Annotated in this window: 14 protein-coding genes and 4 tRNA genes; 12 read left to right on the top strand and 6 right to left on the bottom strand. The window is 33.6% G+C overall.

Features of this window, described 5'->3' with window-relative positions; genetic code table 11:
• Window positions 1-17: 17 nt before the first annotated feature.
• Together MQX03_RS18255 and MQX03_RS18250 are read left to right on the top strand one after the other, a co-directional pair.
• Entirely contained in the window at window positions 18-812 is a 795-nt protein-coding gene (locus MQX03_RS18255) for an FkbM family methyltransferase (RefSeq protein ID WP_242804747.1), read from the top strand.
• Between the two features lie 6 nt (window positions 813-818).
• Window positions 819-2,294 (top strand): lipopolysaccharide biosynthesis protein, encoded by a 1,476-nt coding sequence (locus MQX03_RS18250; RefSeq protein WP_242804745.1) that lies wholly within the window; start codon window positions 819-821, stop codon window positions 2,292-2,294.
• On the opposite strand, the gene MQX03_RS18245 is transcribed toward MQX03_RS18250, so the two are convergent.
• The 4 genes from MQX03_RS18245 to MQX03_RS18230 form a co-directional block, all read right to left on the bottom strand.
• Window positions 2,287-3,357: a hypothetical protein gene (locus MQX03_RS18245; protein WP_242804743.1), complete on the bottom strand. Its 1,071-nt coding sequence runs from the start codon at window positions 3,355-3,357 to the stop codon at window positions 2,287-2,289. The genes MQX03_RS18250 and MQX03_RS18245 overlap by 8 nt on opposite strands.
• Before the next feature lie 79 nt (window positions 3,358-3,436).
• Complete coding sequence (locus MQX03_RS18240) at window positions 3,437-4,291, bottom strand: glycosyltransferase (protein ID WP_242804741.1); 855 nt, start codon at window positions 4,289-4,291, stop codon at window positions 3,437-3,439.
• Window positions 4,292-4,370: 79 nt separating this feature from the next.
• The gene (aspA, locus tag MQX03_RS18235) at window positions 4,371-5,771 is read right to left on the bottom strand and encodes an aspartate ammonia-lyase (RefSeq protein WP_242804739.1); all 1,401 of its coding nucleotides are present in this window, start codon (window positions 5,769-5,771) and stop codon (window positions 4,371-4,373) included.
• Window positions 5,772-5,845: 74 nt separating this feature from the next.
• On the bottom strand, window positions 5,846-6,871 hold the full coding sequence (locus tag MQX03_RS18230) for an N-acetylmuramoyl-L-alanine amidase (RefSeq protein WP_242804737.1): 1,026 nt from the start codon (window positions 6,869-6,871) through the stop codon (window positions 5,846-5,848).
• Between the two features lie 134 nt (window positions 6,872-7,005).
• On the opposite strand from MQX03_RS18230, the gene MQX03_RS18225 reads away from it, so the two are divergent.
• The 7 genes from MQX03_RS18225 to MQX03_RS18195 all read left to right on the top strand — a co-directional run bounded on the left by MQX03_RS18225 (window position 7,006) and on the right by MQX03_RS18195 (window position 8,604).
• Window positions 7,006-7,092: transfer RNA gene (locus MQX03_RS18225), tRNA-Ser, on the top strand.
• Window positions 7,093-7,107: 15 nt separating this feature from the next.
• A tRNA-Pro gene (locus tag MQX03_RS18220) sits at window positions 7,108-7,182 on the top strand.
• 31 nt (window positions 7,183-7,213) lie between these two features.
• Window positions 7,214-7,287: transfer RNA gene (locus tag MQX03_RS18215), tRNA-Arg, on the top strand.
• A gap of 51 nt (window positions 7,288-7,338) precedes the next feature.
• Window positions 7,339-7,593: a GIY-YIG nuclease family protein gene (locus MQX03_RS18210; protein ID WP_242804735.1), complete on the top strand. Its 255-nt coding sequence runs from the start codon at window positions 7,339-7,341 to the stop codon at window positions 7,591-7,593.
• A tRNA-Lys gene (locus MQX03_RS18205) sits at window positions 7,576-7,646 on the top strand. Before MQX03_RS18210 ends, MQX03_RS18205 begins: the two co-directional genes overlap by 18 nt.
• Window positions 7,647-7,959: 313 nt before the next feature.
• A complete protein-coding gene (locus MQX03_RS18200) occupies window positions 7,960-8,163 on the top strand; it encodes a hypothetical protein (protein WP_129536408.1) in 204 nt (67 codons plus the stop codon).
• Window positions 8,164-8,301: 138 nt separating this feature from the next.
• On the top strand, window positions 8,302-8,604 hold the full coding sequence (locus MQX03_RS18195; protein WP_129536407.1) for a hypothetical protein: 303 nt from the start codon (window positions 8,302-8,304) through the stop codon (window positions 8,602-8,604).
• An 18-nt stretch (window positions 8,605-8,622) separates the two neighbouring features.
• Here the strand turns inward: MQX03_RS18195 and MQX03_RS18190 are convergent, their stop codons facing one another.
• Window positions 8,623-9,906 (bottom strand): cryptochrome/photolyase family protein, encoded by a 1,284-nt coding sequence (locus MQX03_RS18190; protein ID WP_242804733.1) that lies wholly within the window; start codon window positions 9,904-9,906, stop codon window positions 8,623-8,625.
• 337 nt (window positions 9,907-10,243) lie between these two features.
• Here MQX03_RS18190 and MQX03_RS18185 point away from each other — a divergent pair, with 337 nt between their 5' ends.
• Window positions 10,244-11,299, top strand: a complete 1,056-nt coding sequence (locus tag MQX03_RS18185; RefSeq protein WP_242804898.1) for a 3-oxoacyl-ACP synthase III family protein — start codon at window positions 10,244-10,246, stop codon at window positions 11,297-11,299.
• A gap of 61 nt (window positions 11,300-11,360) precedes the next feature.
• On the opposite strand, the gene MQX03_RS18180 is transcribed toward MQX03_RS18185, so the two are convergent.
• Complete coding sequence (locus tag MQX03_RS18180; RefSeq protein ID WP_242804731.1) at window positions 11,361-12,053, bottom strand: phosphatase PAP2 family protein; 693 nt, start codon at window positions 12,051-12,053, stop codon at window positions 11,361-11,363.
• 164 nt (window positions 12,054-12,217) lie between these two features.
• On the opposite strand from MQX03_RS18180, the gene MQX03_RS18175 reads away from it, so the two are divergent.
• Together MQX03_RS18175 and MQX03_RS18170 are read left to right on the top strand one after the other, a co-directional pair.
• A complete protein-coding gene (locus tag MQX03_RS18175; protein WP_242804729.1) occupies window positions 12,218-12,421 on the top strand; it encodes a hypothetical protein in 204 nt (67 codons plus the stop codon).
• 256 nt (window positions 12,422-12,677) lie between these two features.
• Window positions 12,678-13,376, top strand: a complete 699-nt coding sequence (locus tag MQX03_RS18170; protein WP_242804727.1) for a DUF1826 domain-containing protein — start codon at window positions 12,678-12,680, stop codon at window positions 13,374-13,376.
• Window positions 13,377-13,398 lie beyond the last annotated feature (22 nt).

Genomic DNA, 13,398 nt, shown 5'->3' with positions numbered 1-13,398 from the left:
ATAAAAAAAAGAAAGCAATGTCTTTATATCAGCAACTCGCAGAAAAACTACAGTACATCAGTCCAGGTTTTTACAAACAGAGATATTTTAAAAGTTTACATCAATTAACTAAAGAAAATTTTTCAAAGCGTAATGTAGAACCCGAATTGGTCTGGATTAAAGAATTTCTGCCTAAAAGTGCAGTCATTTTAGATATTGGCGCCAACGTGGGAACGTTTCTCTATCAATTAGAAAACACTCTTTCGCATTCCAATATTTACGCCTTTGAACCAAACAAAAAGCTGAATTCGAGACTGAAAAGGTTATTTCCGGCGATGCATGTTCTACCTTTGGCACTTTCTGACGAAAATACGACCGCTGAATTTAAAGTTCCCATCATCAATGGAAAGATGGTCGCCTCAAGAGGAACTCTTAATACTTCTTACAAAGAAAAAGGCGAAGAAAAAAGCTATACCGAACAGGTAAAAGTAATTAAACTAGACGATTGGGCAGCGATCGAGAATTTCAACAAAATCGATTTCATCAAAATTGATGTTGAAGGAAACGAAATGAAAACACTGCACGGCGGAAAAAACATCATCAAAAAATTCAAACCCACTTTAATGGTTGAGATGGAACAGAGACATCATGACCAACCAATCTGGAACGAAATTTCAGAAGTGGAAAGCTGGGGTTTTGATGTCAATTATTTAAACAGAAAAAATTTCCAAATCGAAAGACTGACCGAAGAAATCCTTATTAAAAATACCACTGACGAAAAAAATAAGACCGACTACATCAACAATATCATTTTTATTCCAAAAAACTATTAAAATTTTATGAGTGTAGTTGAAAGGCAGGGATTTAAGTATTCCGTGATTGGTTACATTGCGACGTTGATCGGGATGTTCTCCATTTTTATTTTTACGAATAATCTTTTTTTTTACGGAACTTTAAGATACATCATGTCTGCAGCAGAAATGTTGGTTCCTTTCGTCGTTTTGGGAATTTCTTATTCTAATGTGAAGTTTTTTGGGAAAGCTCACGAAGATGGTAAAAATCAAAACATGCTTTCTCTCTCTTTAGCATTAGTCTGTATCAACTTTTTACTTTTTCTGATTATTTTTCTCCTCATCCCTTTTTTATTTCCTGAATTTACAAAAATGAAAATCTGGGAAAGTAAGAAATACATTCTTCCACTTGTCTTAACTCTCTCACTTTGCGCAGTTTTTAACCGATATATTTCCAATTATAAAAGAATAGTAGTTTCGAATATTTTTGATAATCTTTTACCAAAATTAGCGAATCTGGGATCTTTCTGCCTCTTCTTTTATTTTCAGTTTTCAGAACAAATTGCGCTAGCTTTTTTCTTCGGAATGTTTGCATTGATGCTCACCGGATATATTTACTACACTAATAAGCTTGAAAAAGTAAAGCTTGATTTCAGCAGAGATTATTTTAAGAAAGATCATTTTTACAAGGAGTTTGCCGCTTATAGTTTTTTCGGATTTTTAGGGACTTTCGGAAATCATATGGCAATCAACAACTACATGATCGGTGAATTTATCGGGGAAGAAGAAATCGCTGTTTACAGTATTTTACTTGCTCTTATTTCTTTGATATCCATTCCGCAATTAGGATTGTTTAATATTTCTGCGCCAATTATCAGAAAAAATTTGGCCGATGGAGATATGGAAGAGCTCGACAGATTTCACAAAAAAACCTCATTAACCATCTACTTTTTGGGAGCTGTTTTGTTTGGCTGCATTATGGTTGGATTTCCTTATCTGACACATTTTATGCCTAAAAAAGGAGACTTACTGAGAATGTACGAACCCGTTATCTGGATTTGGGGATCTGCCGTTTTAATGGATTTAGCGACCGGTTTCAACGGAAATATCATCTCGCTTTCAAAATATTACAAATTCAATATTATCGTGATGCTTTTATTGGCGGGTTTAACGATAAGTTTAAACTGGTATTTCATCAATCACACCGACCTTTCGTTAATTGGTATTGCCCTATCTACTGCAATTTCAGTAACCATTTATAATGTGATTAAAGTCGTATTCAATTATTTCATGTTTAAAGTCTCGCCTTTTTCGATTGAGATGATTTTCGTATCGATTATCTGTACTCTGGCGATTACGGTAGCGATTGTATTGCCTGTTTTTGACAATAATTTCATCAATCTTGTTTATAAACCTGCGGTCGTTTTAATTCTGATTTTTATTGGAAATCATTTCACCAAAATCTTCCCAATCGAGGATTATCTGAATATGAAATTCATTAAAAGTGTCTTGAAATTTAAATAGAAACCAACTGATTCAGAACTTCTTCTATGCCTTTTTGAATTTTTTCACGGCTAAAATCTTTCAAAAAATCAAATTTTGAATCTTTTAATCTAAAAAATTGTTCGATCACATTTTCTTCTTCAGGAATGATAAACTCAAGTTTTGACGAATAATTTTTAGGGAAAACCGCAAACTTTCCATATTTGATGGCGTCTCCTAAATTCCCAGTCATTTTTGTTTTGCCATAAATTTCTTTATTGCTGAAAAATTCCGTTTCTTCTTGAATCGGGCACCAGAGAACATCTGCTTTTTTCATCCATTGATCGAAGATTTCAGAAGAAACCCTTTGTGGGAAATAGGTGATATTGATATTTTCAAGAAAACGCTCAAGATTTATAATTTGTTTTAGTTCATCTCCTTTCGCTTTTCCAAGGAAAACAAATTCAATGAGTTTATTTTTTAAATCTAATCCATTTCTGATATCGATCTCAAGATTGTAAATTGTTTGAATAACCTTTTCGTAATCTCTTCTTTTCTGAGAAACTCCACCCGGAATAACGATTGTTAGAATTTCACTTTTTATTTTTTCAAATGATTTGGTATAAAAAAGAGGCAGGAATTTAAGCTTATCAGAAGACAATTCCTGATCGAGAACCAAATGATGATGAGCTTTTCCGTAAGCTTTATTTGCGTAAAAAAGACCTTCTTTCCACCATAATTTTAGACGATAAATCAAATCATTTTTAAAAATGTTTTTAAGTAAATTAGCCTTTGAAATTTTTGAAAAATTGAGATTATGAACAATAACCGAAGTGTTGTATTTCTGACTAATCGCTAAAAAAGTATTGAAATAACGGTGAACCGTTCCGATAATAACCAAATCATATTTTTTCGTCGACAACTGATCCAAAATCATCGAAGAATCTGACACATGAACAGATTCGTCACTTTCTTTGATTTGATTTTTAATCTTCTCTGAAAAATAATAATCCACAGAAAATGCTTTTGAATCATGCAGTAAATCCATAAAATCCTGAGCAATTTCTGCGTGGGTATCGATTTCTATGTAGGCTATTTTTTTCAATGAATTATTTGTAAGTTTTGACTAAAGCCGATCGCATGATTTTTTTTTGTAAACGGGTTAAAGCCCATTCATATTGAATTTAAATTTTAAACCATTTCTTTTTAAATAGGCCCCAACGGTGTTCATTAATTACTTTTTGCTCATCTTTCGAAATCTTCAATTCAAGATTTTGAGATTTGCATTTTTCGTAAGCATTGATAATTTGGAACAGAAATGAAGGCGACTTTATTTTCATGGCTTCTTTCGCTGCCGCCACGTAAGTGAGAAATCGGTTTAAACCTAAAAAATAAAAATATCTTCCGTAATAATCTGCAGGTTTTATCGTATAATCTGCTCCTTTTGCTTTGATTAATTTCACTTGCAATTCAGGCAAAACAATTTCTTCCCAACCTAAATTTTTAAGCAAAATAGAATCAATATTATCCCAACCTAAAGTCTCCCTTAAACCGCCGATGGCTTCAAAACATTCTTTTCTATAAGCTTTCATTGGACCGCGAACATGATGTTTATTTGAGTTACCTTCATACACCCAATCTCCATTTTTTTCAACATACAGTAAACCGCCAACTAAACCGTATTCTGGATGATTAGCAAATGCTTTTTGTACTTCAAAAAGATAGTTACTTTCTAAAATAATGTCGGCATCAAACTTACAGATGATATCAAAATCATCGATGTTTTGAGTTTTTAACCCATTTTTAAAAGCATTCACCACTTTTGAACCCGGCTGATGAGCAGACTTCGCCAAATCAATGGTCGCAAAACGAGAATCTGCAGCTGTGTATTTTCTGATGACTTCAGTAGTTTTATCCGTAGAACCATCGTTCACGATAACCACTTTAAAATCTTTAAAACTTTGCTGCTGTAAAGAATCTAAGGTGAACGGAAGATTTCCCTGTTCGTTGTGTGCGGGAATGATGATTAAAAATTTCAAATCTATTTTTGAATTATTGAGTTATTAAATTGATTAAGAAATAATTAAAAATCACTCATTACCAATTATTTATTACCCATTATTTATTGTGCGGTTTCAACATATTTCTTGGATCAAGAATTTCGTCTAACTGTTCTTGAGAAAGTAGATGTTTTTCCAATACCAAATTGTATACACTTTGTCCTGTTGCAAGAGCTTCTTTTGCAATCTGTGTAGATTGTTTGTAGCCAATATATGGATTAAGCGCAGTCACAATTCCGATGCTGTGTTTGACCATATTGAGACAAACTTCCTTATTTGCAGTAATTCCCACCACACATTTTTCACGAAGCGTATCAAGTGCGTTACATAGAAAATGAATGTTTTCCATAATGGCATGCGAAAGAACGGGCTCCATTACATTTAACTGCAATTGTCCGGCTTCTGCTGCAAAAGTTACCGTTAAATCATTTCCAATCACTTTAAAGCAAACCTGATTCACCACTTCAGGGATGACAGGATTTACCTTTCCAGGCATAATGGATGATCCGGGCTGCATTGGTGGCAAATTGATTTCAGACAAACCAGCTCTCGGTCCTGAAGACAGTAATCTTAAATCATTACAGATTTTGGAAAGTTTTAAAGCCAAACGCTTCATCGCTGAAGAGTAAATAACATACGAACCTGTGTCCGGAGTTGCTTCAACCAAATCTGGTGCTGAAACCACGGGATAGCCTGTAATCTCTGCTAAATTTTTAGCACAAAGCGTTGCATACCCTATCGGAGCATTGATTCCTGTACCAATTGCGGTTGCGCCCATGTTGACCTCAACAAATAAATTAGCGTTGTTATTTAATTTAGAAATATCTTCTTCCAAAGTTGCAGCAAACGCTTCAAACTCCTGCCCCATTGTCATCGGAACGGCATCCTGAAGCTGTGTTCGCCCCATTTTAATCACATCTTGAAATTCCACGCCTTTTGCACGGAAAGCTTCAACAATTTTCTTTAATTTTTCAACTAAAGTTTCATTCATCTGCAACAATCCCATTTTGATTGCCGTGGGATACGCATCATTGGTCGATTGCGAGAGATTGATATGATCGTTTGGTGAACAAAATTCGTATTCACCTTTATTTTTTTCTAATTTTTCTAAAACTCTGTTGGCGATCACTTCATTCGCATTCATATTGATAGAAGTTCCCGCACCTCCCTGAATCATGTCAACAGGGAATTCAGTATGGAATAATCCACCAATCAATTCGTCACAGGTTTCAGCAATTTTAAAATATAAATCCTGATCGAGTAAACCTAACTCGTAATTGGTTTTAGCTGCTGCTTTTTTTACGAAAGCCAACCCTTTTATAAATTCATGATAAGATGAAAGAAGCTGACCCGAAATTTTGAAATTATCAATCGCTCTCTGCGTCTGAACCCCGTAATAGGCGTTAACCGGAACATTCAGTTCGCCTAACAAATCACTTTCTTGTCTGAAGTTTTCCATTAAAATATTTTTTTTAACAGTTTAAATTAATTTAAATGATAAAAAACACACCGTTGAAGATGCGCTTTTTTAATTTATTTTGTTGGATATTTTTGATTCAAAGACTGTAAAATAGCCCATGTTTCAGCGTCTAAAACACCGCTATAATTTTGTGGTCTGAAGTGATATTGTAAAGCTTCTATAGTTTTTTTTGTAACATCATCCCATTTTCCGTTTGGCAACAGATCATAACCAAATTTTTGTAAAGCAGTCTGAACTAAAAAAACAAATGACGGCTCATTATACTTTGTTTCAATATCTGTTTGAGCTAACAATAATAGGTTCTGTTTTGCCATTTCATCATACCACATCCCGATTTGATATTCATCATAAAGTTTCTTCCAAGGAAAAAGTGGCCCCGGATCTTGCTTTCTTGTCGGAGCAATATCTGAATGCGCCAAAACATTGGTTGCCGGAATATTGTATCTCGTCACAATATCTTTCGCCAATGCAGCAACTTTTTTAATCTGATCATCACTGAATGGTTCAAAAGTTTTTGCTCCGGTTGCATCCGCTTTATAACCCAAGTTCACGATTTCAATCCCAATTGAAGTATCATTAAGGTTTTTATCGGTGCGCCAAGCGCTTACACCAGCGTGATATGAACGTTTGTTCTCATCAACTAATTGGTAAATTTCGTTATCACCCAAATTATTCACTAAATAATGTGCGCTTACAGACTGCTTTGTAAGAACCTCAATCGATTTATCATCAGGTAAAACCGTGTAATGTAAAATCAAATATTTTTGTCTGAAATTCTGAGCAATTGCTGGAAAATGTGTTTTCACAACTTTATATCCTGCAGGTTTTGCAGAGACGATAGACCCGTAACTTGTAGTGTTATCATTTTTAGTGATATCTGCAATATTTGTTCTGAAAAATTCAACACCATGTTCGGTTGCAACTTCAGGTTTATTTTTTTCTAAATTTTGAGAGTTAACCGCCGTTTTTGGTTGTATCACAGTAGTTCTCGGCTTGTAAGTACTTTTCTTTACATTTTTTTGCGAAGTACAAGAAAAAACAAGAGTACTTAAGCCGATGATATATAATGTTTTACGCATTAGTTTAGATTTTTAACCGATTATTCCTTCAAAAATACACAATTTTTTTCTGAAAATTATTTGGTAAATAAAGAAATCTATTCTATATTTGCACTCGCAATAACGGAATAGAAGTCATTCAAAAACGTTGTTTAGGAGAGTTGCCTGAGAGGCCGAAAGGACATGTTTGCTAAACATGCGTACTGGTAACGGTACCAAGGGTTCGAATCCCTTACTCTCCGCAGCAAAGACTAATTCGGGGCGTAGCGTAGTCCGGTCATCGCGCCTGGTTTGGGACCAGGAGGTCGCAGGTTCGAATCCTGCCGCCCCGACTGTTTTAGTAATTTTCTCAAAATTACAAATGGGTGCGTAGCTCAGCTGGATAGAGCATCTGCCTTCTAAGCAGACGGTCTCAGGTTCGAATCCTGACGCGCTCACTAAAAAAGAGAAATCAATATTTGGTTTCTCTTTTTTATTTATATTTACTCATGTGTTTCTGTTATATCCTCTATTCAGCATCAACTGACAAATATTATATTGGACATTCTTGTGAAGATTTGCAGGAAAGATTAAGAAAGCACCTTTCAAATCACAGCGGTTTTACTTCAAAAGCGAAAGATTGGATTATTGTATTCTCTGAAACCTTTGAAGACAAATCTCAAGCCTATAAAAGAGAAATTGAAATAAAAGCTTGGAAAAGTAAATCGAAAATTAAAAAATTAATAGAGAGTCACTTTGGATAGAGCATCCCGATTTTTAATCGGGACGGTCTCAGGTTCGAATCCTGACGCGCTCACTAAAAAAGAGAAATCAATATTTGGTTTCTCTTTTTTAGTTTCTATACAAATCCTCTCATCAAAAACTTATCTAAAAATCTACTGGATAGTGCATCCCCATTTCTATCTACTGCATTCAAAACTTTCTTAGCTTAAAAAATCCCTATTCTAAAAACAATCTTTAATTTACCTATTATAATCAAAATTTGTTTTTTAAAAAAATAAGCATCGAAAGATATTATTCTCATCACATTTTCGGAAAAAAAGTAATTTTTAATTAAAAATTTAAACTTGATTCATCTAAATTGTAAATTAAATTTCTACTTTTACAACATGGAAAAACAGGATTTACTTATACTTAAACATTTATCTAAGGGTGTGAAAATTGCTGAGATGGCTGAGCTTATGAAATCAAAACCAGAAACGGTAATGAGTACAAGCTCTATTGAAAAAAGACTGAATACTATCAGAAAACAGTACAAAGCGAAAACATTATTTCATTTAGCTGTTATTCTGAAAAACGAAAATATTATTTAATCATACAAATAAGAGTGAATCAAGCCATTTGATGAAGAAGTTTACAATGAATAGATTCTGAAGAATTTCCTGGTATTGGGCGTCATTATATTTAATTTTTATAAATTCGTGCCTTATTTACAAAGTCTTAGATCAAGAATGAAAATCAAACCAAATTTCACCGCATTGCTCACGTATTTACCCGCAAAAGACGGCGTAAAAACAACGCCGGTTTCCTCAGGATACAGATCGTCTATCAAATTTCCGTTTGATTTGGAATTGTATATTGGAGTGCAGACATTTGCAGAAACTGATTTGGTGTTTCCGGGAGATACGGTTACTGCAGAAATAGCTCTATTAAAGAGCGACTACGTTACCGGAAAAATTTATGAGGGATTAGATTTTGATTTTTTTGAAGGAGAAAATTTAATCGGTCATGGTGTTGTAACCAAAGTTATCTAATAATTTCAGAATTATATTTTATTCTAACCCTTTTTTATAGGTTGCTAAAGCTCTTTCTCGGGCAGATTTATGTTCTACTATTGGCTGAATGTCATAATTTCTCGGAAGCCATTGATTTATATATTTTGAATTTTTATCAAACTTTTGCGTTTGTGCATCAGGACTGAACACTCTAAAATATGGAGCTGCATCACAACCGCAACCTGCTGCCCACTGCCAGTTTCCGTTATTGGAAGACAACTCATAATCTAAAAGTTTTTCTGCAAAATAAGCCTCACCCCACCGCCAGTCGACCAATAAATGTTTGGTGAGAAAACTTGCCGTAATCATCCTTACTCTATTGTGCATAAAGCCTGTTTCATTAAGCTGTCTCATTCCCGCGTCTACGATTGGATAACCTGTTTTTCCTTCGCACCACAATTTAAATTCTTTTTCGTCATTTCGCCATTCAATATTTTCATATTTTTTCTTGAAGCAACCTTTTACCACATACGGAAAGTGAAACAATATCTGCATAAAAAATTCTCTCCAGATCAATTCATTAAGCCATGTTTCGTTGTGTTTTATAGCAAACTCCACACATTTTCTCACGGAAATTGTACCGAAACGAAGTGCAATTCCCAAACGAGTCGTATGATCTAAAGCAGGAAAATCTCTGTGCTTATCATAAGAATCAATGATTTTTTTCTCTAAAGCAGGCTTTTTAAATTCAAAATCAGTTTTTTCAAATCCTATTTCTTTTAAACTGATTATATTTTCATGACTTATTGGAAGAAAATTTTTAAAATCGCCATCGTATTTCTCAATTTTAATATCGTTGAAATTTTCTTTCCATTTTTTTGAATAGGGGGTGAAAACCGTGTAAGGTGTATTATCACTTTTAAGAACATCATTTTTCTCAAAAATAATCTGATCTTTAAAATCAGAGAACTGAATATTATTTTTATTTAAAAAATCGGCTACTTCAATATCTCTTTTTATAGCCTGAGGCTCATAATCTCTGTTGCAGAAAACCGCATTAATCTCAAAATCTTCAGCAAGCTGTTTAAAAACATCTAAAGGGTTGCCGTAAAAAGTTTTTAGAGTGGTTTTATAATCTTTAAATTCATTATTAATTTCCGTCAATGCCTGATGAATATAATCTACCCTTCTGTCTGATTTATCGCTCAATTGATCGAGAATTTCTTTATCAAAAATAAAGATTGGCAAAACTTTCAAATCAGATTGTAAAGCATGAAATAATGCGGCATTATCTTCAAGTCTTAAATCTCTCCGGAACCAAAAAACATTAATTTTACTCATTTTACAATATAATCATTATAATTACAATTATTAAAGAATTCGCTGTTTCCAATCTTCTGAACTTTCAATTCTGAATGCAAAAGTACAAATCTTAAACCATGAATTTTAACTTAAGATAAATGATCTGTAATCCAAGCGACGTGCTTTGAGGACACCATATTCGAGTAAAATTAAATGACTGAAAATCAATACATTTTAAATTTACTATGTGAAGAATTTAAAATATTTTTATAATAATCCTCTTAAATTAGGAATAAGACATGGATTTATCCTAATTTTGATTAATAATCCGTAAAATAAATATGTACAGCGGTATATTACTACAAAGATATTTATGATGAATATAAGAATTAAAGGTTCCGGCAGCTATACTCCTGAAAACGTGATGAAAAATGCCGATTTTACCGATCACGTATTTTTGAATGAAGATGGTTTGGCAATCAAATTTCCTGAGTCTATTATTGGAAAATTTAAAGATATTACCGGGATTGAAGAGCGCAGATATGCCGATTCTCAGCATGTAACATCAGATTTGGCTTATTTCGCAGCCGAAAAAGCAATCGAAGATGCAGGTATTGACAGAGAAACGATTGATTATATCATTGTAGCACACAATTACGGAGACATTCAGAAAGGTAAAATTCAGTCTGACACGGTTCCTAGTATTGCAACCCGTGTGAAAAATAAATTACGCATAAAAAACCCAAGTTGTGTTGCTTATGACTTGTTGTTTGGCTGTCCGGGTTGGAACGAAGCGATGATTCACGCAAGCTCATTTGTAAAAGCAGGTATTGCAAAGCGTTGCCTGGTTATTGGTGCAGAAACTTTATCCAGAGTTACCGATCCTTACGATCGTGATTCTATGATCTATGCTGACGGTGCAGGTGCCGTTATTGTAGAAGCTACAGATGAAAATAACGGAATCCTTTCTCATGAAAGTGCTACTTATTCTTATGACGAAGCTAATTTTTTGTTTTTCGGAACTTCTTATAAGCAGGATGACGAGTCTGACATCCGATATATAAAGATGAAAGGCAGAAAGATCTATGAATTTGCTTTAACGAAAGTTCCTTTAGCCATGAAATCTTGTCTTGAAAAGGCAGGAATTGACATAAAAGATTTAAAAAAGATCCTAATTCATCAGGCAAACGAAAAAATGGATGAAGCAATTATTGAAAGGTTCTACAGTCTGTATGATTTGGAAGTGCCTTCAGATATTATGCCGATGTCTATTCACAAGTTTGGAAACAGTAGTGTGGCAACAATCCCGACATTGTATGATCTGATTATGAAAGGTGAAATGGATGAGCATTCCTTCACTGAAGGAGATATTATTCTTTTCGCATCTGTTGGTGCAGGGATGAACATTAATGCATTTACTTACAGAGTTTAATTTCAACTCTTTTAATTAAAATAAATTATTCATTATCAAAACTTTTGGTAATGAATTTTTTTTATGCCAGCACACTCCTCTTCTTACTTCTGAGATAAATACTTCCCGTGACCATCACGAACAAAACTCCAACAATAAAGCCGCCAATCACATCTGTAAACCAATGTGCTCCCAAGTATATCCTAGAAACCGCTCCCAAAACAATCATTGCCAGACAAACCAAGCTAATTATAATTTTTAAGGATAATTTCAAAATATTAGAGTATAAAGCAATCACAATCAGAGTTCCAAAAAAGGCTGTATAAAACAAAACATGGCCACTGGGAAAGCTCTGATGATGCGTTTCTTCTACAATTCTCACAAAATCTGTAGTTGGTCTCGGACGATCTATCAATATTTTTAAAACATAACTTACACCACCAGATAATAAGCAAGAAAATGTAAAAAGTGCTTCTTTTTTATAACTAAACAGTAAGAATATCAACGCAAACGCTGGCACTATTGCTGCTGCTACGTAAACCGTTCCGAGCCAGCTAAAGCCTTTCATCATGACATCCAAAATCTCACTCTGATCTTCCTGAAGTTCCTGAGAAACCAAAAGATCCCAAGATTTTGGAGAAGAATCGACAACATAAAAGCTTAAAAGGAGAAATACAATGATAAAAAACAGAGTAAAACACAAAAAGAGTTTCGTCTTTTTATCATTGAAAAATTTTGAGAAACTACTTTGAGCGCTATCACTGTTACTTTCCATGTTTTTGCTGAATTTTAATTGAAATAATGAGAATTTTGAATTGCAAATTTGATGCAAATCTTTACAAACTAATACATTTTGAGACTCAATATCAATTTAATGATAAGATTAGTGTTTTTTAGATTATTAAAAAGAGAAAATTAAAGTATATTTAAAATCTTAAAATGAAAAAACCAATTGCTAAAATTATAGGTTCAGGTATTCTTGCTAGTTTTTTAGCCGGAACAATTTTCATGATTGGATTTTTGATCTTCATAGATATGCAGACCCCAGATCATTATGAAGACGGCACACCTAAAATGAATTGTTTTGGAGGATTGCAATATGGCATTGCGATGGGAAATTCAAATTCTCATAATTTTAGCTAATTTACCCGCCTTTTTAAATCTATTTAAACCCATCAGAGAAAATAAATATTTATCATTTCTTGCATTCTTCGGCATTCATTTTTTGTATCTGATTCTTATCATCGGAAGTCTTTCCGAATTTTCAGGCGAAGAGTTTTTAATTATTATCCCTTGGGTTAATTGGCTGGTTTGGGGATATTATTATTTTAAATTCAGAAAAATGATATCTATCAAATTTTAAGATTCTAAAGTTTTTTTTACAGCTCTACATTTCTACATGGATAATACATTTTTTGACAACAATCAAATCGGAGTAGTTTCTACTTTTTCTGAGCTTGTAAATACTAATTTTCAAGGGATTGTGAATGCGATTTGTTGGGAAAGAAATTTAGTCGGGGATTTTAAAGAAATTGTTTCTAAGCTTCAACTAAAAGACAATATTACAGAAGTTTACCCTGAAGATCTTTTAGCATTACAATTGACAGAAAATGGTTGTATTGCAAGAGAAATTATTCTAAATGATTTACAATTACTAACAGATTTTGGAGCATTACCTTCACTCAATTTATTGAAAAATTATGAGCGAGATGATGAGTTTGATTTCATTCCGACAGACGTTTATTCTTTTCATGTAGATCGTTCTCCTATTGGCACCAGCACTTTTTTATGCACTTATCATGGAGCTTCAAGTGATATTTTACCCAATGATCAGGCTACACAAAAAATCCTGATTCCTGAAATTCGGAAAAAGCTTAAAAAATTACATGATGGTTCGGATGCAGAATTTGAAGCCTTTTTGAAAGAAAACTATTTTGATTTGCATTATCAACCCAGACCTGATGCTCAGCCAACAAATTTAGGTTTGGGTCATCTGTGGAGATTATCAGTTGATCATCCTGAACAGCAAGTTTTACCATGTATTCATCGTGCACCTATGGAAAATGATGCTGAATATCGGTTGCTTTTGATTTGTTAAATGATTTTTTCTAGCTTAAATT

It is taken from the genome of Chryseobacterium aahli (genome assembly GCF_022699665.1).
In the GTDB taxonomy this organism is placed as follows: domain Bacteria; phylum Bacteroidota; class Bacteroidia; order Flavobacteriales; family Weeksellaceae; genus Chryseobacterium; species Chryseobacterium aahli.
This window is presented reverse-complemented; position numbering and strand designations above follow the sequence as displayed.